This is a genomic window from Hyunsoonleella pacifica (assembly GCF_004310335.1).
GTDB lineage: Bacteria > Bacteroidota > Bacteroidia > Flavobacteriales > Flavobacteriaceae > Jejuia > Jejuia pacifica.
In genome coordinates, this window is the sequence record NZ_SIRS01000005.1 from 281,263 (window position 1) to 302,598 (window position 21,336).

Genomic DNA, 21,336 nt, shown 5'->3' on the forward strand with positions numbered 1-21,336 from the left:
AATATAAGTCTTGATTTCTATTCAAAGATATAAAAGATTTTTGTTTTTCCTAATTATGCTTTTGTCTTAGATTGATGTTACGAAACTATTTAGTAGATTCTCTTTCAATAATTTCGGTTTCAATAACCATCTTTATAAAATCACGTTTTTGCTCATTATTTGTAAAGTATTGCTCGGTTTCTGCTTCTTCTGCTTCTAACCTATCTATCAATAAATTTGCAGACTGCTCTCCTATTTTCTGACCATGTTGACTAACAGTTGTTAAACTAGGTGTAGCATGTTTAGAAAGTACACCATCTGTAAAACCAATAACTTGTATATCATCAGGAATAGTTAAACCTATTTTTCTTGCTACTTTCATCGCTGTTACTGCGTATAACTCATTTACGGCAAAAACACCATCAATACTAGGGTTAGACTTAAAAAAATGTACAATTTCGGTCTCTAATACTTCTAAATGATTTTCTACATCTAAACTATCATCAATCTTTAAAATCAGATTAGAATCGGCCTCAATTCCACTAGATTGTAATGCATCAAGATAACCTTGAGTTCTAAGCCTACCAACACTAACATAATCCATTGTTGTAATTAAAGCGATATTTTTACATTCGTTTTCAATCAACTTTTTTACAGCTTTTACCGCCCCATTAAAATCATCAACGATAACCTTATCACAATTTACCTCATTTACCACACGATCAAACATCACAATAGGCATACCTTGATCTATAGTTGCATTAAAATGATGGTAATCCTGCTTAAGCAAAGTTTCTTTTGAAATAGAGAGAATAAAACCGTCAATACTGCCATTAGCAAGCATTTCCATATTTATAATTTCTTTAGTAAACGACTCATTAGAAAGACCTACAATAACATTATATCCTCTTCGATTAGCAACACGTTCAATACCACGAATTACTGTTGAGAAAAAATGATGTACTATTTCTGGAATCAAAATACCTATCGTCTTAGTTTTTCTATTTTTTAAACTAAGCGCTATATTATTAGGCTTGTAATTATAGAGTTTTGCAAATGCCTGGATTTTCTTAGTAGTATCCTCACTAATTTCTTTACTATTACTTAACGCCTTAGAAACAGTTGAAACTGAGACATCTAACTCTCTAGCTATTTGTTTTAATGTAATCTTTTTCTTCATAATAATTTTCAAGCTCTAAAATAAGAATTATTTAGTCTCTTTCTCTCGTTAAGAATAAAGTTTTTAATCAGCTAAATTATGCGATTTTCTTAATTTAAGATAAAAAAAATATAAAGTTGTCAACACGAAAACGTTTTCGTTAAATATTTCGTAATTATAAATTATCTCTTAACAATTTCTTTACATAGATTTGAAGTGAGGAGTAAAAATATAAACTAACTAATTAGAACATTAAATTAACAAAACTAATGAAAACAAGAACTCAAAAATTACTGTTTTTCATGATGCTACTGCCCGTATTTATATTTGGGCAAAGTATCGTTAAAGGAACAGTAACAGAACAATCTACCTCCATCCCTCTTCCTGGAGTTAATGTCATTATAAAAGGCACCACTACTGGAACTACTACAGATTTTGATGGAAACTATCAGATTGAAGCAAACAATGGAGATATTGTTATTTTTTCATACGTGGGCTATGCCTCACAAGAAGTTACATACTCTGGTCAATCCACTCTAGATGTACAATTAGCTGAAGATGCAGCCCAATTAGATGAGGTGGTTGTAATTGGTTATGGTACTACTACGAGAAAAGATGCTACAGGCTCTGTTGAGGCTATTACTTCCAAAGGATTTACTAAAGGTAATATTGTAACTCCTGAGAACTTAATTAACGGACGTATTGCTGGTGTAAGTGTTAATACCAGTGGTGCTCCAGGATCCGGTTCTCAAATTAGAATTCGTGGTGGAGCATCTATTAATGGTTCAAATGAACCTTTAATTATAATAGATGGTTTACCTATATCTAATGACGGTGTTACAGGTTCCAGAGGTGTATTATCTTCTATTAATCCAAATGATATTGATTCCTTTTCTGTTTTAAAGGATGCTTCAGCCACTGCAATTTACGGTTCTCGGGCATCAAACGGTGTAATAATTATTGTTACCAAAAAAGGAAAATCTACATTTAGTGCCACTTATGATACACAGTATAGCTTTGGTGAAGTAACCAATACCATTGATGTGTTTTCGGCAGATGCCTACAGACAATTAGTAGCATCTCAACCTATTAACGGCACTACAATCGATGAAAGCTTATTAGGAAACGCTAATACAAACTGGCAAAATGAAATTTTTAGAAACACTGTGTCTTCCCAACACAACATCTCTATGCAAGGATCTTTATTTAAAGTGTTACCCGCAAGATTTTCTTTTGGTGTTGTAGACCAAGAAGGTGCTTTAAAAACATCTAAATTCGAAAGACGTAACTTAAGTTTATCATTAAACCCTAAGTTTTTTGATGATCATTTAAAAGTAAGCCTTAATGCGAATTTTGCATTTGAGGATAACCGATTTGCTGATGCAGGACAAATTGGTGCTGCAATGCGTTATGATCCTACACAACCTGTATTTGATGCTGATTCTCCTTTTGGTGGATTCTATCAGCATAGAACTGGAAACCAAGTAGCAAACGGCACTACTAACCCTGTTGCGCAATTATTACAAAGAAACAACCTTGGTGATGCCAATAGGCTTTATGGTAATTTAAATTTTGATTATAAATTTCACTTTCTACCTGAACTGAGAGCTGTAATAAATCTTGGTTATGACAAAACTGAAGCTAAAGGCTTTGATACAAGAGATAGGTTACAAGCAACTACAGATCAAGATATTCTATTCAAGGGAGAGTCTAGACAAAACACTCAAGAGAGAACAAACGAGCTATTTGATGGATATCTTAACTACAAAAAAGATATAGATAATGTAGGTTTAGATTTTACTGCTGGTTATTCATACCAAAGATTTACTAATGGAGGTAAAAATGGTAGAAATATAACTGATCCATTGAGTGTTGATGATTTTTACACTGATCCAGATGTAGTACTGATTGGCTTTTTTGGTAGAGCTAACTTCTCATTAGATGATAAATATTTATTGACCCTTACTTACAGACGTGATGGAACTTCTCGTTTTAGCAAAGAAAACCAATGGGGTAATTTCCCAGCTGCTGCCTTTGCTTGGAGTATTAGTGATGAAGATTTTATGACCGATTCTAAAGTATTTTCAAACTTAAAATTACGTTTAGGTTATGGTATTACTGGTCAACAAAGTATAACTGAAAAGGATATTTTCTTAAACCGTTATAGAGGAGGTATAGCAAACTCTCAATTTCAATTTGGTAATGAAATTATTGAGTCTTTGATAGCTTCTGAAATAAATCCAGATCTAAAATGGGAAGAAACCACTACAATGGAAGTTGGGATAGATTATGGACTATTCAATAACAAAGTTTCTGGTTCATTAAATTTCTTCCAAAAAAACTCAACAGATTTATTGTTTACGGCTGCTGTCCCTGATGGTGCCAACTTTTCCAACAGTGTTATTCAAAACATTGGAGAATTACAAATACAAGGTTTAGAATTCTCTGTGAATACTGATGTTATAAGTAATAACGACTTAAAAGTAGACTTTAACTTTAATGCTACATTATTAGATAGAGAAGTTAAAGAACTAGCTCTAGGGCAAGATGTGAGAACTGGGGGTATTAGTGGAGGAACCGGTACAAATATTCAATTACACAGAGAAGGTGAAGCACCAAATTCATTTTATGTCTTCAAACAATTGTACGATGGTAATGGAAGACCTATTGAAGGTGCTTATGCCGATTTAAATGGAGATAACATTATCAATGATAATGATAGATATATTAAAGAAAACCCTGGGGCAAATGCAATTTTTGGTTTTCAATCTAATCTCTTTTATAAAAACTTAGATTTCTCATTTAACTTAAGAGCAAACCTTGGAAATTATGTGTATAATAACGTAAAATCTTCTAGAGCACAATACGAATTATTATTGGATAACGCTGTACTAGGCAACATCCCTACTAGTGTTTTAGATACCGATTTTCAAAGAACTGCTGATGTTATTATTTCAGATCTTTTTGTTGAAAATGCATCATTCTTAAGAATGGACAATATAACTTTAGGATACACCTTTAACAACATATCTAAAACACTTAAGAGTGTTAGAGTTTGGGGTGGTGTTCAAAATGTATTCACAATAACAAACTACAGTGGTTTAGATCCTGAAGTTACCGATAATGACTCAGACCTAACACTTACGTTAGGTATAGATAATGTAGTATATCCAAGACCAAGAACTGTTTTGGTAGGAGCTAACATTAAATTTTAAAAAAACAACTATGAAAACAAGATTTAAAATGCACAAAACAATTGGAGTAATATGCTTTTGTCTCTTAGCGCTAGTCTCGTGTACCGATGATTTAAATATTACCCCTAACGATGATCAAACTGTTTTAAGTGAAAACCTTTTTGAAGATGAAAGCGCTTACGAACAAGTTTTAGCTGGTATTTATGCAAATTTAGCATTAACAGGAACTGACGGCCCTGAGAGTTCTAACTTAAAAGATATTGATGCTGGTACTAGTCAATTTGGGCGTGTATTATTATACACTCAAACACTTACTACGGATTTAATGGTATGGTCTTATGAAAACGATGCTGGTACCAGAGAACTTCAAAGAAATATCTGGACAGCCCAAAACCCTCTACTATTAGGAATGTTTAGTAGAGCTCATTTATCTGTAGCATTGGCCAATAACTTTTTACGCGAAACTACTGATGATAAATTAGACTCTAGAAATGTTTCTGAAAGCACAAGAAATAATATCCCAGAATATAGAGCGGAAGCAAGACTAATGAGAGCTATGGCATATTATTATTTGATGGATTTATTTGGAAAAGCAAACTTTACAGATGAAAACACACCATTAAACACACAACCAGAAGTTTATGAAAGAGCACAACTATTCTCTTTTATAGAGGCAGAATTATTAGATATTGAAGATGATTTAGTTGCTCCCAGACAAAACGAATATGGAAGAGCTGATAGCGCTGTTGCCCAAATGATTTTAGCTAAAATTTATTTAAATGCTGAAGTTTACATAAGTGAGAATCGCTATAGCGATTGTATGAATTATTGTGAGAAGATCATTGGCGGTGGTTATGAATTAGCAGACAGTTATTTACATAATTTTATGGCAGACAACAATACTAATTCTGCAACCAAGGAAATTATTTTTCCAATTGTATCTGATGGAGTAACTACCCAAAATTATGGACCAACAACAGTTATGGTAAATGGCTCTGTTGGAAGTTTAGAAAAAAATGGCGATGAAGTTGGTGTAGGTACCGAAGGCTGGGGAGGTGCTTTGAGAATAAAAAGACAATTTGCTGAACTTTTTGGTGCTGCATTTGCAAATGATGATAGAAACACTGTAATCTCTGCAGATAGACCAATCGATATCCCAGATATATCTGATAGAGATACAGGATATGTTATCCAAAAATATTCTAATGCAACCTCAACGGGCGGATTCGGTGCCGATAAAACATTTGTTGACACAGACTTTCCTCTATACAGACTTGCTGATGTATACTTGATGTATGCTGAAGCACACTTAAGAGGTGGTGGAGGCAATTTAACTACTGCCGTTGAATATATTAATGCATTAAGAACCAGAGCAAATAACCCTAGCTCTATTTCATCTGGAGATCTAACCCTTGATTTTATTTTGGATGAAAGAGCTCGTGAGTTACACTGGGAAGCTCATAGAAGACAAGATTTAATTAGATATAGTAGATACACTGGCGGGAATTATAACTGGGCTTGGAAAGGTAACGGGAGTAATGGAATCGCAATACCTTCACATTTTGATGTATTCCCTATACCAACAGGTAGTATAGCTGCTAATCCAGATAACTTGAAACAAAATACAGGGTACTAAAACTAAATAAAATTAAGATGATGAAAACAATAAAACGAATTTCAGCACTTTGCATGATTGGGTTAGTTTTACTATACCTTGGTTCATGTGATGACGATTCAACACTATTTACAGTATCTGATCCTAATGCACCTGTTTTGGCAGATTTAGGAATTACTCAAATTGAATTAGATGCTGCCAATACAGGAAACCCTGCCATAGCACTAAACTGGTCTGAGTCTGATTATGGACAACCAACAGCAGTAAGCTACGACGTACAATTTTCAATGGATGAAGCATTTACTGCTCCAGTCACAGCAACAAGTGTTACAGGACGCAATAATATTACATTATCTATTGGAGAAGTAAATTCTGCGGCAGGTAATGCAGGTTTAAACCCATTTGAATGGGCTACATTATACACAAGAGTTGTTGCTTCATTAGGCACACAACAAAGTGAAGCAATAAATTCTAACACCCTTCAATTTGAAGTATTTCCTTTTTTCAATTACATATTTAATGACTATTATTTAGTTGGAAACGGTACTGCTCCTGGGTGGGATAACAATGCTAATAATCCGCCATTATTTAGAGACGCAGGTAATGCTAACCTATACTATTATACTGGTTTCTTTACTAAAGGTGGAGGCGATTTTAACGACGGAAGATTTAAAGTTTTAGAATTTAGAGGTTTATGGCAACCACAATGGGGCGTAACTGATAATGAAGGTGAGGATGAAATCAAAACTGATGGGGATATAGCAGGAAATCCTGCAACTCAAGATGGAGACCCTGGTCGTTTTGGAGTTCCATCTGATGGATACTACGAATTCACAATAAACTTTTCTACAAAGAAGTATACAATGACCCCTTTTGATGCTTCAGGAGCCACTATGTTCTCTGGTATGAGCATTCAAGGATCAAGTGTTGCAACTACTGCAATGACACAACTAACATTTGACGGGCATATTTGGTATGCTGCTGGAATTCGCTTAACACCCGGCGAAGTATCATTCTTAACAGACACAGGAGCTACTTGGGGAGCTGCTACTGGTTTTTCAGGTGTAGCTACAAACGGAGGAAGTGCTATTCCTGTGGTTGTTGAAGATGATTATGATGTTTGGTTTAACACCTTAACCGGTCGTTACATCCTTATACCATTAAATTTATAAGACTAACGTAATAATTAAAGAGAAATGAAATCAATTATAAATAAAATAGGTCTTCTACTGCTAGTAGTAACTCTAGTGTTTACATCTTGCGAGACAGAAGAAACCTTAGAAATTACAACTCCAGAAGCAGAGTTTATATTAAATACACCAGGTATTAGTACCGTGTTTTTAAATTTTGCATTACCAGATAACCCTGCGTTTACAATTTCATGGGATGATGAGGTAACTGGAAGTTCATCATATACTGTGGAGATGGCAACTGATGCCGACTTTACATCTCCTATGACGTTAGGAACTTCTGATTCCAATAACTTTTCAATGTCAGTTTCAGAATTTAATAATGCACTCACATCAACTGGAAATACCCAATTTAAAGATATTCCTGTTTATATGAGAGTTCTGGCTAGTAATCAAATTAGTAATAGCATTTTAATACTGGCCACTACTTATCCAGTTAACGAACCTACCATTAATAGTGTAGCTGATGGCGATACATTTGTATTATCCATTGATAATAATGACGCTGTTGCAATGACATTTGAATGGACAGATCCTATTCTAGACTCTTCTTTAAATTTAGATGTTGAATATATATTACAAGCTGCTTTAGCCGGTACTAATTTTGCAGTACCCGTTGAAGCTGGAACTGCAACAAACACAAACAGTATTACTCTTACTAACGCTCAACTAAATGCTGCAGCTATCCAAAGTGGCATTGAAGCTGATACTACAGGCGATTTAGATTTACGTTTAGTTGCTATAATTACAGATAACGCTTCTGGCAGTGTTTTAGAAAGAACTACAGATGCAGTAACTATCACAGTAACAACCTATGCTACAGCTTTAGATTTATCAACTAATTGGGGAGTAGTTGGATCTGCTGCAAATGATTGGGGTGCAACTCCTGATTTACCATTCTTTAAAACAGATACTGATGGTGTATTAGCTGCCTATGTAAATCTGATTGATGGTGAGATCAAGTTTAGAGAGAATAATGATTGGGCAAACAATTTAGGCGACAATGATGCCGATGGCACACTAGAACAAGGCGGAGCAAATATTGCAGTAACTGCTGGTTCATATAAAATTACAATGAACTTAAATGACTTTACCTATACCATTGAACCTTTCTCTCTAGGAATTGTAGGTGGTGCCTATAACGATTGGGGGGCAACTCCTGATTTTATGCTAGAGTATGATCAGTACTCGGATGTATTTAGAGGTATCGTTACGCTTATTGATGGTGAGATGAAATTTAGAATGAACAACGATTGGGGTACCAATTGGGGTGATGATGGTGCAGATGGCACTCTAGAACTTAACGGAGCAAACATTGTTGTAACTGCTGGAATTTATATAGCCACAGTAAATATGAATGATTTAACATACACCTTAGAACCAATCGATTATGTTTGGGGGCTTGTTGGTGGTGCTTATAATGATTGGGGGGCTACGCCAGATGCTCAATTCACAAGAGATTGGTCTCGCCCATTTGATGATATCTGGATTTTAAATGATGTAACACTTATTGATGGTGAGTTTAAGTTTAGAGCCAATAACGACTGGGGAACAAACTATGGAGACGATGGTGGCGATGGTGTATTGGAGCTAAATGGAGCCAATATTGTAGCAACCGCTGGAACATACTCATTCGTTCTAGACTTCTCAGACCCTGCAAACCCAACATATACACAAAATTAAGTTTAGTTTAGTTGAGAGTGTCTAAAAAAGGCTGTACAAGAATTGATACAGCCTTTTTTGATTAAATTTTAAAGGAACAAATATGAAAAAGAAAATATTTTTTTTCCTCTTTCTGTATAGCGCATTAGTTTATGGACAGTCTGTATCTACTGTACCCGCAATTCCAACTGCGGACAATGCCCTAACCATAACATTTGATGCAACTGGTTCTGAGCTTGAAAATTACACAGGAGATGTTTACGCTCACACTGGTGTTCTTACCTCAGAATCTACAAGCAATACAGATTGGAAATATGCTATAGGTTCTTGGGGAAACAACGCCCTACAGCCAAGGTTAACACGGTTAACGACTAACACTTATGAGCTTTCTATTACACCAGACATTGCATCGTTTTATAACGTAGGTACTGGAGAAACCATAACCAATATAGCCATTGTGTTTAGAAGTGCTGATGGTAACCAACAATCTAGACCAGATCTATTTATAGAGGTTTTTGAGGCTGGTTTAAACATTACAATCATAAATCCTTCAAACGATGATGTTTTTGATGTAAACGATAACATTACGATTACAGCAGAATCCAGCACTACAGCTAATTTAGAGCTAAAAGTTAATAACACTACCATTGGTACCGAAACCGCTTCAACTAGCATTGCTACATCATACACATTTACTACTACAGGGGCATTCACTATTAATGCAAGTGCTGTACAAGGTGCAGAAACCAGAGAAGAAACCATTTCGGTTTACGTAAAAACACCCACGCAAACAGAAACTGTCCCAACTGGTCTAGAGTATGGTTTAAATAAAAACAATGATGGTTCTGTAACTTTTGTATTGCAAGCTCCGATGAAAACTGATGTTTTCCTCATAGGAAGTTTTAACAATTGGGGAGTAGACCCAATGTACCAAATGAAAAAAGATGGCGATACGTTTTGGCTTACATTAAACGGCCTTGATCCCGATACCGAATATGCATATCAATACTTTATAGATTATACGTTGCGTCTTGCAGACCCTTACTCAAAAAAAGTACTAGACCCTAGTAATGACCAATTCATTTCAGATACCACCTACACTAATTTAATGGATTACCCAGAAGGTGCCTCAGGCATTGTATCCACCTTTCAAATCAATGAAGTAGCCTATAACTGGCAAGTCGACTCTTTTTCCAAACCTAACCAAGAAAATCTGATAGTTTACGAAATGCTAATTCGTGACTTTACTGAAGATGATTCATTTTTAGCAGCTATGACGCATCTAGACTACCTTGAAAATTTAGGTATTAACGCAATCGAATTAATGCCAGTAAGCGAATTTGAAGGTAATGATAGCTGGGGTTATAACCCATCGTTTCATGGGGCTTTAGATAAATATTATGGCACTCAAAATCATTTTAAAGCATTTGTAGATGCATGTCATGAAAGAGGGATTGCTGTTATTATTGATGTAGTGTACAACCATGCGTTTAGCCAAAGCCCGCTTGCACAAATGTATTGGGATAGCGCTAATTTTAAGCCAACAGCAGACAACCCTTGGTTAAACCCAGATGCAAAGCATCCTTTTAATGTAGGTTATGATTTTAACCATGAAAGCGAATACACGAAAACCTATGTAAAACAAACTTTAAAATACTGGATTGATGAGTTTAAAGTAGACGGGTTTAGATTTGATTTATCAAAAGGATTTACACAAACTAATAATCCAGATAATGTAGGTGCGTGGGGCAATAGGGATGTCTCAAGAATTGCTATTCTCCAAGATTATGGCGACTACATTTGGAATAATGTGTCAAGTGATGCATACTTGATTTTAGAACATTTTGCAGACAATACTGAAGAAAAAGAACTGGCGGACTATGGTTTTATGTTCTGGGGTAACTTAAACCACAGTTTTAACCAAAACACAATGGGGTTTGCCTCTGATGCTAATGTATCTTGGTTATCTTATACCGAGCGTAATTGGAACGCCCCTCATGTTGTTGGCTACATGGAAAGTCATGACGAAGAACGACTTATGGTTAGAAACATTAACAATGGTAATTCCAATGCAGAGCACGATACTAAAGATTTTCAAACGGCATTAGACAGGATTAAAGCCGCTACAGCAATTTTTTATAGTGTACCTGGACCTAAAATGCTATGGCAATTTGGCGAACTGGGTTACGATAAAAGTATAAATTGTGAAAACGATATTACCAATGGTAACTGTCGCTTAGATAGAAAGCCAATAGCTTGGACTTTAAATTATGATGAAGATGAGGACCGTTTAGATTTATACCGAGTTACTGCCAAAATGATACAATTAAAAATAGATTACCCTTCAACGTTTAACACAGATGATTTTAGCTACAGTTTAGACGGCCTAGTGAAACGTATTAATTTAAATGATAATACTGGAAACTTTGATGTAGTGGTAATTGCTAATTTTGATATTGTTGAAAAATCTATAACTCCAAACTTTTCAAAAACAGGCACATGGTACAATATTCTTGACAATAATAAACCTCTTGATGTTACCAATGTATCATCTTCAATAGCATTAACACCCGGGGAGTACCGTGTTTATGGTACGCAACCTGTTATAGATCCTAATGATTTAGATAGTGATGGTGTTCCTAATACAGATGATGCCTGTGCCAATACACCAATAGGAGCAAACGTTGACGCTACAGGCTGTGAAGTATTTATTTTACCAGCCACCAACTTTAGGCTACAAATTGCCAGTGAAACATGTAGAAATAGTAACAACGGCATTATTGATATAATGGCAGCAGAAAATTTAAACTACTCAGTGGCTATTACTGGAAATGGTTTAAATACTTCTGAAACTTTTACAAGCACATACATAAAATCCGATTTAAGCGCAGGAGATTATCGTATATGTATCACTGTGGACGGACAAGCTAATTATGAGCAATGTTTTAATATCACTATTACAGAACCTGAGGATTTATCAGTATCCTCCAAAGTTATTGAAAGTAAAAATGTAGTTGCTTTAAGTTTGGATGGTGGCGAGTTATATAAAATTGACATAAATGGCACCATTATCGAAACTACAGCCTCACAAATAGAATTACCATTACAAATGGGGAAAAACAATATAACAATTAAAACCGATAAAGACTGTCAGGGTGTTTATAAAACATCACTCTTTTTAGAGAGTAAAGCCCTTGTAAGCCCCAATCCTTTTAATGGTTATCTTAATGTATTTACAGGTGTATCAAATGGTACAAATGCATCGATAGAAGTGTACTCCATTCTAGGAAATCTAGTTTATAATACTACCAGTATAAAGTCTAACTTAAACATTGATACTTCTGGTCTTTCAAAAGGTATCTATATACTTAGAGTTACCACAGATGCAAGTATTAAAACATTTAAAATCATAAAAGAATAATGAAAAAGTTAAGTACATATATCTTAGTGGGTGTTATCATATGTGGCTTCCATTTTAGCTGTAGCAGTGGTGGAGGTGGAGATGATGATATGTCAAGCCCAGATCCAGACCCAATTGCCATAGACCCGCCAAGTGCAGCTGCGTTGGTGTTTCCAGAACAAAACTCAGAATGTACAACGGGGTCTAATCTAACCAGTACAGAAAGTACAATTGTTTTTAATTGGAATGATGCCAGCAATGCAACTTCATATCAATTATTTGTTAAAAATTTAAACACACAAAATACTCAAAATTACACCTCTAACGTTTCAGAAAAAAGTGTAACAATTATGAGAGGCACACCTTATTCATGGTATGTTATTTCAAAAAATTCAAGTACAGAAACTGCTCAAAGTCCAACATGGAAATTTTACAATGCAGGAGAGGCTGTATCATCCTATGCTCCATTTCCAGCTGAATTAATATCACCTGCTCTGTCTGAAACTCTAGATGCAACAACTACAAGTGTTGTATTAGAATGGAATGGAGCCGATGTAGAAAATGATATAAAGGAGTATGATGTGTTTTTTGGCACTGAAAACTCTCCAACAAATAAAGAAGTTACTACTAACAGTACTAATACATCAGTAAGCGTGAGCTCAGGAAATACATACTATTGGAAAATTATAACTTACGACGAGCAAAATCATAATTCTGAGTCGCAAGTATTTCAATTTCATATAGAATAAAACTTCTAGTTTAGTTTGTTTTTTGGTTGACTTTGATCAACTCTCAAAGCTAAAAGGCTTCCAATCGAAAGCCTTTTTAATAACGTAAATTTAATTAGGAAACTTAGCTCTAATTTTATCTAAAGATAGGTTGTGGATGCTTCCTACATGGGTATGCTGTTTTGAGGTATCTGGAATATAAGTACCATCCTGTACTTGCCCACCTATTTTTTGGTAGGCCTCTCTAAAGCTCTGACCCTCCACCACTAGCGTATTTATATTATCTACCGTGAATAGGTATTTATATTTATCATCATTCAAATCGATGTCTTTTATAATGACTTGCTGAATGGCATAATTAAAAATGTCCAGAATATCTTTTAATTCCTCAAAAGCGGCAATCATATTTTCTTTTAATAACTGAAAATCTCTGTGATATCCGCTTGGTAAATTATTGGTAATTAATACCATTTCGGTTTGTAATGCTTGTATTTTATTGCACTTACCACGAATCAATTCAAACACATCTGGGTTCTTTTTATGTGGCATGATGCTACTACCGGTTGTTAACTCGTCTGGAAAAGTGACAAAGCCAAAATTCTGACTCATATACAAGCACACATCCATTGCAAATCTAGATAGTGTGTTGGCTAAACTTCCTAAAGCTGCGGCAATAGTGCGCTCGTTTTTACCGCGTCCCATTTGGGCAGCCACCACGTTATATTTTAGCGTAGCAAAATCCATTTCTTTAGTGGTTAATTCTCTATCTATTGGAAATGAACTCCCATAACCAGCAGCCGAACCTAGCGGATTTTGGTCCACCGTTTTTAAGGCAGCGTTTAGTAAATACACATCGTCAATCATTAATTCAGCATAAGCCGAAAACCATAATCCAAAGGATGATGGCATGGCTACTTGTAAATGGGTATATCCTGGTAAGAGTTTGTCTTTATGTGTTTCAGCTAAATCTAAAAGCGTATCAAATAATGTTTTTACTTTAGATTGTACTACCTGTAAATTCTCTTTATAGTATAAATGGCATGCCACTAAAACCTGGTCGTTTCTGGAGCGCGCCGTATGTATTTTTTTCCCAACCTCTCCCAAAGATTTGGTTAATTCGAACTCAATTTTAGAGTGTACATCTTCAAATTGTGCATCAATTTGAAACGTACCTTCCTCAATTTGTTGTGCCAACACCTCTAAACCTCCTAAAAGTTGTTCTAATTCTTCGGAAGTTAAAATGCTTATACTCTGTAGCATTTTTGCATGCGCTTTGGACGCGATGATATCATATTTTGCTATATGAATATCAATTTCACGGTCGTTACCAACTGTAAATTGCTCTATTTTGTTGTCTATTGATATGCCTTTATCCCAGAGTTTCATTATTAAGTTTTTTGTCATTCCCGCGAAGGCGGGAATCTATTTTTTAATTTATTGGATTCCTGCCTTCGCAGGAATGACAGAATTGCTAAACGATAACCCGTTCCAACAATTCAACATATATTTTAATGCCTTCTTCTATTTCTTTTAAATAAATAAATTCATCTGCACTATGTGAACGCGTACTATCGCCTGGACCTAATTTTAAACTAGGGCAGGATAATACCGCTTGGTCTGATAATGTTGGCGACCCGTATGTGCTTCGTCCCATAGCAACACCTGCTTTTACGAGTGCATGGTCTGTTGGTATGGAGGATGAATTTAATCTTAAACTACGTGGTGTAATGCTGGTTACTGGTGCTTCTTTTTGTAAAATTTCGGCAATTTCAGCATTGCTGTAAGCATCATTAACGCGCACATCTATCACTAAACTTAAATCGGCTGGTACGGCATTGTGTTGCTTCCCTGCACTTATCTGACTTACGGTTAACTTTACATCGCCTAAAGCTTCAGAGCCTTTTTCAAATCTGTAATCTTTAAACCATTGCAAGGTGTCAATTGCTTTGTAAATCACATTATCATCATTTGGATGTGCTGCATGACTTGGTGTTCCTGTTAAAACAGCATCGAACACTACGAGACCTTTTTCAGCGACAGCTAAATTCATCAACGTAGGTTCTCCCACAATAGCTACATCTACTTTTGGAATGATTGGCAGCATACTGTTTAATCCGTTAGCTCCACTACTTTCTTCTTCCGCGGAAGCGACAATCACTAAGTTATAGTTTAAGTTTTCATGGTTGTAGTAATAGGTAAATGTTGCTATTAAACTTACCAAACAACCCCCAGCATCGTTACTGCCTAAACCATATAGCTTCCCATCTTCTACAATAGCCTTAAATGGGTCTTTTGTGTAAGCAGAATTAGGTTTTACCGTATCGTGATGTGAATTTAAAAGTAAAGTTGGCTTTCCTGCTTTAAAATGTTTATTTACTGCCCAAACGTTATTTTTTGTGCGCTTGAAATCTATACCATAACGCTGAAACCATCCTTCAATATGAGATGCCGTTTGGTCTTCTTCTGATGAAAACGATTGGGTTTCTATCAGTTGTTTTAACAGCGATATGGCATCTTGCGTTAATTCCTGAATCATAATTACAAGGTTATGGTTGTGAAATTATCATTTTCTTGTGTTAACATGGCTGTATTCCCCATGTTAATAGAATGTACACCATTGTTTAAAGCATCAAAACAATTTTCTAGCTTTGGTAACATACCGTCTGCAATAATACCTTTTTCTAACAATTCGGCATACAATTTAGTATCAATATGTTTTATTACAGAGTTTTTATCGTTAATATCTTCTAATACCCCATTTAACTCAAAACAATAATAAATAGAAACATCATATAAATGACTCATTCCTACAGCTACCTGACTTGTAATAGTATCAGCATTAGTGTTCAATAATTGTCCATTTCCATCGTGAGTAATGGCACAAAACACTGGTGTAAAATCAGCTTTAATCAATTTATCTATGGATTTACCTGATACTGTTTTTACATCGCCTACAAAACCGAAATCTACATCCTTCACTGGTCTTTTATCAGAAGTAATACTGTTTATATCTGCACCTGTTAGACCAATAGCATCGATATTTAGCCCTTGTAATTTAGCTACTATGTTTTTATTAACTAATCCGCCATACACCATAGTAATGACTTCTAAGGTGTCGGCATCAGTAATACGTCTACCATTAACCATTTTAGACTCAATACCCAGTTTTGCAGCTATACTAGTAGCGCGTTTTCCACCACCATGTACCAGTATCTTTTTGCCTTCTAACTTTGAAAATAATTGTAGAAAGTTATCTAAAGCATTGGCATCTTCAATGATGTTTCCTCCTATTTTTACGATGGATAGTTTTTCCATTGGCCTCTCCCTCCGCCCTCTCCAAAGGAGAGGGAACTTTTTAAGTTCGTTATATGTTCTCTAACAATTTCTTTAACACCAATTGTGCGGCGTAAGTTCTATTATTAGCTTGTTCAATAACTATAGAACTGTCGCTATCTAATACGGCATCTTCTACCACTACATTACGTCTTACTGGTAAACAGTGCATAAATTTTGCATTGCCTAGTTTTTCTTTGGTTATCATCCAATTAGGGTCTGTATTTACTACTTTTCCATAATCTTCGTAAGAACTCCAGTTTTTGGTGTATACAAAATCTGCATCCTTAAAAGCTTCCTCTTGGTTATGATAAATTGGCGTATCTCCAGTTATTTCTGGGTTTAAATCATATCCTTCAGGATTTGCAATAACGAATTCTACATCCATTTTTTGCATGGCTTGGGTAAAGCTGTTGGCTACAGCGTGTGGCAACGGTTTTATGTGTGGTGCCCAACTTAACACTACCTTTGGCTTTGCTTTTGTTGCATGTTCTGAAATGGTCAATGCATCTGTTAAGCCTTGTAATGGATGTCCTGTGGCACTTTCCATATTTACAATGGGTACAGACGCATATTCCATAAAGGCGTTCATGACTTGTTCGCTTTCATCTTTGGCTTTATCAGTTAGCGTTGGAAATGCACGTACCGCTATGATATCACAGTATTGTGATACGACGGCAGCAGCTTCTTTAATATGCTCGGCGGTATTGCCGTTCATAACTGTACCGTCTTCAAACTCTAAGCCCCAAGCATCGCCAGACACATTCATTACAATAGGGTTCATCCCTAAATTTAAGGCCGCCTTTTGCGTACTTAAACGTGTTCTTAAACTGGAATTAAAAAATAACAATCCTAGGGTTTTGTTTTTCCCTAAGTCAATATGTTTTAAAGGATTTGTTTTTAAAGCCTTTGCGTCTTCAATCCAATCTTCAATATTATCAATATTATTTATGGAGGTGTAATGTTTCATCATGCTTTCAATTCCATTTTTTGGTGAATAATTCCGGTTTTAAGTGATGGATATAGCTCTCCAACAGGTTTAAAATTAAACTTACTATAAAAACCTAAAGCTGTTTCTCTAGCACTTAAAACGATTTTAGTCACGCCTTTTTCTTCACTATATTCTATTAATGCTTTTAATATTTTGGCACCAATACCTTGCTTTTGAAAATTTGTATTAACAGCCATTTGAGATATAATCCCTGTATTATCTTCAATATTTAAACGCCCTGTTCCAACAACTTCATTTTCATTCAAACACACTAAATGTAAGCCATCAGATTCTAAAGCATCGTTAATTAAATCTGAACTATTTTTCATGTTCTTGAAGAACTGTTCTTTTCTAATTGCTACTGCTTTTTGATACAAAGGGTCTTCAATTGTTATATATTTCAATTTCAAACTAAACACTTACTCTTTTAGTTTATGATGAGATGCTGAAATAAATTCAGCATGACATTTCATATCATTTTATCTTAGTAAACGGCACCTCATTTTCCATAGCATTGACTATAAAATTATCTTCGAGTCCGTTTACAATCCATGTTTCAACCTCAGCTTCTTTCGCCACCTTTGCAGCTTCTATTTTGCTTTGCATGCCACCACTTCCGTGCGAAGATTTAGAATTAACCACCTCATCTGTCAATTCACTAAAATTGGTAACTTCTTTAATAGTTTTTGGCGTACCACTTTCTATAGATGCTTTGGTATAAATACCATTGGTGTTGGTAGCAATGACAAATAAATCGGCATTTAATAACGAAGCGGTTAAGGCTCCTAATTTATCGTTGTCTCCAAATTTAATCTCATCAGTAGCTACTGTATCATTTTCGTTAATAATAGGTATGTAATTGTTATTTACTAATACGTTAATGGTATTTGTAATATTGACTTTGCTTTCTTCTTTTTCAAAATCTGAATACGATAACAAACATTGCGAAGTAAGCAACCCATATTCTCTAAAAATCTCCTGATAAATACGTATGAGATGTGGCTGACCGATAGATGCTAAGGCTTGTTTTACAAAAACATCTTCTTGCTTACTCTCTAATTTTACAAATTGCTTAGCTACAGCAATAGCTCCAGAGCTTACAATAATAAATTCGCAAGTATCTTGAAGTTGTGCAATTTGATTTGCAATATCTTCAATCTTACCTCTGGAAATATTATTGGTTTCCTTGGTTAGGGTATTAGACCCCATCTTTAGCAATATGCGTTTCTTTTTCTTATGCATGTCTTGTTTGTAAAATCTTTACAGTAATTAGACCTCAACTTTTATCTTCAATTACTTTCCCCTAATTGAATACTACTTCCTGATATTACCTGCCATTGACGATTAATCAATTTCCAGGTTCTAATAATTTTATATGTTCCGTCAATGACAAAATCAAAATACATCCCTTTCATGTTGATTGTTGTTGAAACAATAGCAGTATCTTCTATTAAATTTATATCTTGATTTGTAGCATGGATATCCGTTATTTTCATATTACCTGAACCATACGTTTCTAAATCCATAACCTTGGTTATCGTTTGTCCGTTAGGAATATTAAAAAGTAACTTATCATGTAATAAATCATCTAATTTGTTAATATCAGCTCGTTTCATGGCAAGTAAAAGCTCGCTTTCTACTTCTATTATTGCATCCTTATCTTTTAACTTAATATTGTCCATTCAGATTTCAATTTCAAAATTAGCTACATTTATCTAATTTGTCCGTTACCGTGAACATACCATTTATTGGTTACCAAATGCTGTAAACCAATAGGCCCGCGTTGGTGCAATTTATCGGTACTGATGGCTAACTCGCCTCCTAAACCAAACTCAAATCCATCTGTGAAACGTGTAGATGCATTATGGTAAACTGCACCACAGTCTACTGCCATCATAAAGTTCTCAGCAATAGCATTATCATTTGTTACAATAGTTGCTGAATGTCCGCCACTATATTTATTAATCATTTCTATAGCTGCTTGAGCATTTTCTATACTGCCTATTACTATTTTATAATCTAAAAACTCTTCATACCAAATGGCATCGTTATCTATTTGATTTACAGTACTATAATCACTAAGTGATGCATCTCCCTGAATTTCGACATTATGAGATTCTAAACGTGCTATTAAATCGCTGATAAACTGTGACTTGTTTGGTAAATCGTTATCTATAATAACTTTATCTACAGCATTACAGCCTGATACTTTTTGCGTTTTACCATTAACTATAATATCTAAAGCCATAGTAGCATCAACATTTTTGTGGACATACACAAAATTATTGCCTCGACCACTCACAATAACTGGACATTTAGCATTTAACTTTACAAACTCTATTAAACGCTCGCCACCACGAGGTACTATTAAATCTAAATTTTGAGTTGGATTTTCTAAAAAGGCTTGTGTTTCTGTACGATTATAATTTAAATACTCTACCCAATCTGTACTTACTCCATTATCTTTTAAAGCTTTATGCCAAAGGTTTACAATAGCCAAATTAGAATTTAGAGATTCTTTACCTCCTTTTAATAAAATTTTATTCCCAGATTTAAACGCAATTCCTCCGGCCTCAATAGTTACATCTGGCCTAGATTCGTAGATAATCATCACGGTACCAAACGATGCTGTTTTATTATAAATCTGCATCCCATTGTCGTGCGTAAAACGGAAACGTTCTACTCCCACAGGGTCTTCTAATTCAGATAATTGACGTAAGGACTCAACCATACCATCAATTTTAGCATCGTCGACCTTTAAACGGTCTCGCATTGCTAAATCGCCTCCAGCATAGGCATCCATATCTATTTTATTAGCATCCAAAATAGTATCCGCATGTTCTTTTACCAATGTTTTCATGGTCTTTAACACGGCATTCCGTTTATCTATGCTTAGTATCTCATTCATTTTTATTAGTATTTTACAAGTAACTATAGGTTATACAGTTGCTTCAATTTTAACTAAAGCTTTTGTTAAAGCCTCAAAAAACTGGTCTATATGCTGTTTTTCAATATTTAAAGGGGGTAAAATTCGCAACAGCTTTTTATTCGCTGCTCCTCCTGTAAATATCTTATAGTTATAGATTAAATCTTTGCGTAGGTCGCCCACTTCAAAATCAAACTCTAAGCCTAGCATTAAACCTCTTCCTTTTATTTGTTTTATCTGTGGAATTGCTTTAGCCTTTTCAACAAAGTAAGCTCCTATGTTATTAACGTTATCTAATAAGTTCTCAGACTCTATAGTATTTAACACCGATAAACCAGCTGCACACGCTAAATGGTTACCCCCAAAAGTGGTTCCTAGCATACCATATTTTGCTTCTATATCTGGATGAATAAAAATTCCTCCTATTGGAAATCCGTTACCCATTCCTTTAGCCAGAGAAATAATATCTGGGGTAACGTTATAATGCTGAAACGCAAAGAATTTCCCCGAACGTGCATAACCACATTGAATTTCATCTGCAATAAACATAGTATTGTTCGCTTTACACAAGGCATCTACTTGCTCAAAGAATTCTGTAGTACCTTGGTCTAAACCACCAACACCTTGAATAAACTCCACAATAACAGCGCAAACATCCCCTTTTTCAAGTTCTCTTTTTACACCTTCAACATCGTTTAACTCTAAAAAAGTTACTTTTTGTTGTGCATTAAGAGGTGCAACCACATTAGGGTTGTCTGTAGCAGCAACTGCAGCTGATGTACGCCCATGAAATCCATTTTTAAAGGCTATTACACGAGATTTTCCCGTTTTAAACGATGCTAATTTTAATGCATTTTCATTCGCCTCAGCACCAGAATTCACTAAAAACAACTGGTAGTCTTTACAGCCAGAAAGCTGTTCTAATTTATTGGCTAATTGTTTTTGTAACGGATTTTGAATCGCATTAGAATAAAATCCTAATGTTTCAACTTGTTTTGTAACTGCCTCTACATAATTTGGATGTGCATGCCCAATGGAAATCACTGCATGCCCACCGTAAAGGTCTAAATACTCAGTCCCTTGGTCATCATATACATGAATGCCCTTGCCCGAAACTGGTGTTACATTATATAATGGATAAACGTCAAATAATGGCATT

General features: G+C 35.1%; 16 protein-coding genes. 6 read left to right on the top strand and 10 right to left on the bottom strand.

Features of this window, described 5'->3' with window-relative positions; all coding sequences use genetic code 11:
* Positions 1–85: 85 nt before the first annotated feature.
* Positions 86–1,159, bottom strand: a complete 1,074-nt coding sequence (locus tag EYD46_RS13225; protein WP_130937651.1) for a LacI family DNA-binding transcriptional regulator — start codon at positions 1,157–1,159, stop codon at positions 86–88.
* A gap of 248 nt (positions 1,160–1,407) precedes the next feature.
* Here EYD46_RS13225 and EYD46_RS13230 point away from each other — a divergent pair, with 248 nt between their 5' ends.
* The 6 genes from EYD46_RS13230 (at position 1,408) to EYD46_RS13255 (ending at position 12,948) form a co-directional block, all read left to right on the top strand.
* Positions 1,408–4,353: a SusC/RagA family TonB-linked outer membrane protein gene (locus EYD46_RS13230; protein WP_130937652.1), complete on the top strand. Its 2,946-nt coding sequence runs from the start codon at positions 1,408–1,410 to the stop codon at positions 4,351–4,353.
* Between the two features lie 10 nt (positions 4,354–4,363).
* A complete protein-coding gene (locus EYD46_RS13235) occupies positions 4,364–5,968 on the top strand; it encodes a RagB/SusD family nutrient uptake outer membrane protein (protein ID WP_130937653.1) in 1,605 nt (534 codons plus the stop codon).
* A 17-nt stretch (positions 5,969–5,985) separates the two neighbouring features.
* Positions 5,986–7,119, top strand: a complete 1,134-nt coding sequence (locus EYD46_RS13240; RefSeq protein WP_130937654.1) for a SusE domain-containing protein — start codon at positions 5,986–5,988, stop codon at positions 7,117–7,119.
* Between the two features lie 24 nt (positions 7,120–7,143).
* Positions 7,144–8,820: a SusE domain-containing protein gene (locus EYD46_RS13245; protein ID WP_130937655.1), complete on the top strand. Its 1,677-nt coding sequence runs from the start codon at positions 7,144–7,146 to the stop codon at positions 8,818–8,820.
* Positions 8,821–8,902: 82 nt separating this feature from the next.
* Entirely contained in the window at positions 8,903–12,220 is a 3,318-nt protein-coding gene (locus EYD46_RS13250) for an alpha-amylase family glycosyl hydrolase (RefSeq protein WP_130937656.1), read from the top strand.
* On the top strand, positions 12,220–12,948 hold the full coding sequence (locus EYD46_RS13255) for a hypothetical protein (protein ID WP_130937657.1): 729 nt from the start codon (positions 12,220–12,222) through the stop codon (positions 12,946–12,948). The genes EYD46_RS13250 and EYD46_RS13255 overlap by 1 nt, the downstream gene beginning before the upstream one ends.
* Positions 12,949–13,038: 90 nt before the next feature.
* Here the strand turns inward: EYD46_RS13255 and argH are convergent, their stop codons facing one another.
* The 9 genes from argH to EYD46_RS13300 form a co-directional block, all read right to left on the bottom strand.
* Positions 13,039–14,313, bottom strand: coding sequence for an argininosuccinate lyase (gene argH, locus EYD46_RS13260; RefSeq protein WP_130937658.1), 1,275 nt, complete (start codon positions 14,311–14,313; stop codon positions 13,039–13,041).
* Positions 14,314–14,398: 85 nt separating this feature from the next.
* Entirely contained in the window at positions 14,399–15,463 is a 1,065-nt protein-coding gene (locus tag EYD46_RS13265; RefSeq protein WP_174719905.1) for a M20 family metallo-hydrolase, read from the bottom strand.
* A 2-nt stretch (positions 15,464–15,465) separates the two neighbouring features.
* Positions 15,466–16,242 (bottom strand): acetylglutamate kinase, encoded by a 777-nt coding sequence (gene argB / locus EYD46_RS13270; protein WP_130937660.1) that lies wholly within the window; start codon positions 16,240–16,242, stop codon positions 15,466–15,468.
* A 49-nt stretch (positions 16,243–16,291) separates the two neighbouring features.
* Positions 16,292–17,230, bottom strand: a complete 939-nt coding sequence (locus EYD46_RS13275; protein WP_130937873.1) for an N-acetylornithine carbamoyltransferase — start codon at positions 17,228–17,230, stop codon at positions 16,292–16,294.
* A complete protein-coding gene (locus tag EYD46_RS13280; RefSeq protein ID WP_130937661.1) occupies positions 17,230–17,655 on the bottom strand; it encodes a GNAT family N-acetyltransferase in 426 nt (141 codons plus the stop codon). Before EYD46_RS13280 ends, EYD46_RS13275 begins: the two co-directional genes overlap by 1 nt.
* Positions 17,656–17,725: 70 nt before the next feature.
* Positions 17,726–18,493, bottom strand: a complete 768-nt coding sequence (gene proB / locus EYD46_RS13285; protein WP_130937662.1) for a glutamate 5-kinase — start codon at positions 18,491–18,493, stop codon at positions 17,726–17,728.
* A 47-nt stretch (positions 18,494–18,540) separates the two neighbouring features.
* Positions 18,541–18,933 carry a nuclear transport factor 2 family protein gene (locus tag EYD46_RS13290; RefSeq protein ID WP_130937663.1) on the bottom strand — a complete coding sequence of 131 codons (393 nt, stop codon included), beginning with the start codon at positions 18,931–18,933 and terminating at the stop codon, positions 18,541–18,543.
* Between the two features lie 29 nt (positions 18,934–18,962).
* A complete protein-coding gene (locus tag EYD46_RS13295) occupies positions 18,963–20,159 on the bottom strand; it encodes a glutamate-5-semialdehyde dehydrogenase (RefSeq protein ID WP_130937664.1) in 1,197 nt (398 codons plus the stop codon).
* A gap of 30 nt (positions 20,160–20,189) precedes the next feature.
* Positions 20,190–21,335: an aspartate aminotransferase family protein gene (locus EYD46_RS13300; RefSeq protein WP_130937665.1), complete on the bottom strand. Its 1,146-nt coding sequence runs from the start codon at positions 21,333–21,335 to the stop codon at positions 20,190–20,192.
* Between the last annotated feature and the right edge of the window lies 1 nt (position 21,336).

Bases quoted from the DNA above. Each gene is read 5' to 3' on its own strand.
- EYD46_RS13240 (WP_130937654.1), top strand. From the start codon at position 5,986: ATGATGAAAACAATAAAACGAATTTCAGCACTTTGCATGATTGGGTTA.
- argB (WP_130937660.1), bottom strand. From the start codon at position 16,242: ATGGAAAAACTATCCATCGTAAAAATAGGAGGAAACATCATTGAAGAT.
- EYD46_RS13290 (WP_130937663.1), bottom strand. From the start codon at position 18,933: ATGGACAATATTAAGTTAAAAGATAAGGATGCAATAATAGAAGTAGAA.
- EYD46_RS13250 (WP_130937656.1), top strand. From the start codon at position 8,903: ATGAAAAAGAAAATATTTTTTTTCCTCTTTCTGTATAGCGCATTAGTT.
- EYD46_RS13245 (WP_130937655.1), top strand. From the start codon at position 7,144: ATGAAATCAATTATAAATAAAATAGGTCTTCTACTGCTAGTAGTAACT.
- EYD46_RS13235 (WP_130937653.1), top strand. From the start codon at position 4,364: ATGAAAACAAGATTTAAAATGCACAAAACAATTGGAGTAATATGCTTT.
- proB (WP_130937662.1), bottom strand. From the start codon at position 18,493: ATGCATAAGAAAAAGAAACGCATATTGCTAAAGATGGGGTCTAATACC.
- EYD46_RS13225 (WP_130937651.1), bottom strand. From the start codon at position 1,159: ATGAAGAAAAAGATTACATTAAAACAAATAGCTAGAGAGTTAGATGTC.
- EYD46_RS13230 (WP_130937652.1), top strand. From the start codon at position 1,408: ATGAAAACAAGAACTCAAAAATTACTGTTTTTCATGATGCTACTGCCC.
- EYD46_RS13265 (WP_174719905.1), bottom strand. From the start codon at position 15,463: ATGATTCAGGAATTAACGCAAGATGCCATATCGCTGTTAAAACAACTG.
- EYD46_RS13255 (WP_130937657.1), top strand. From the start codon at position 12,220: ATGAAAAAGTTAAGTACATATATCTTAGTGGGTGTTATCATATGTGGC.
- argH (WP_130937658.1), bottom strand. From the start codon at position 14,313: ATGAAACTCTGGGATAAAGGCATATCAATAGACAACAAAATAGAGCAA.
- EYD46_RS13300 (WP_130937665.1), bottom strand. From the start codon at position 21,335: ATGCCATTATTTGACGTTTATCCATTATATAATGTAACACCAGTTTCG.
- EYD46_RS13295 (WP_130937664.1), bottom strand. From the start codon at position 20,159: ATGAATGAGATACTAAGCATAGATAAACGGAATGCCGTGTTAAAGACC.
- EYD46_RS13275 (WP_130937873.1), bottom strand. From the start codon at position 17,230: ATGAAACATTACACCTCCATAAATAATATTGATAATATTGAAGATTGG.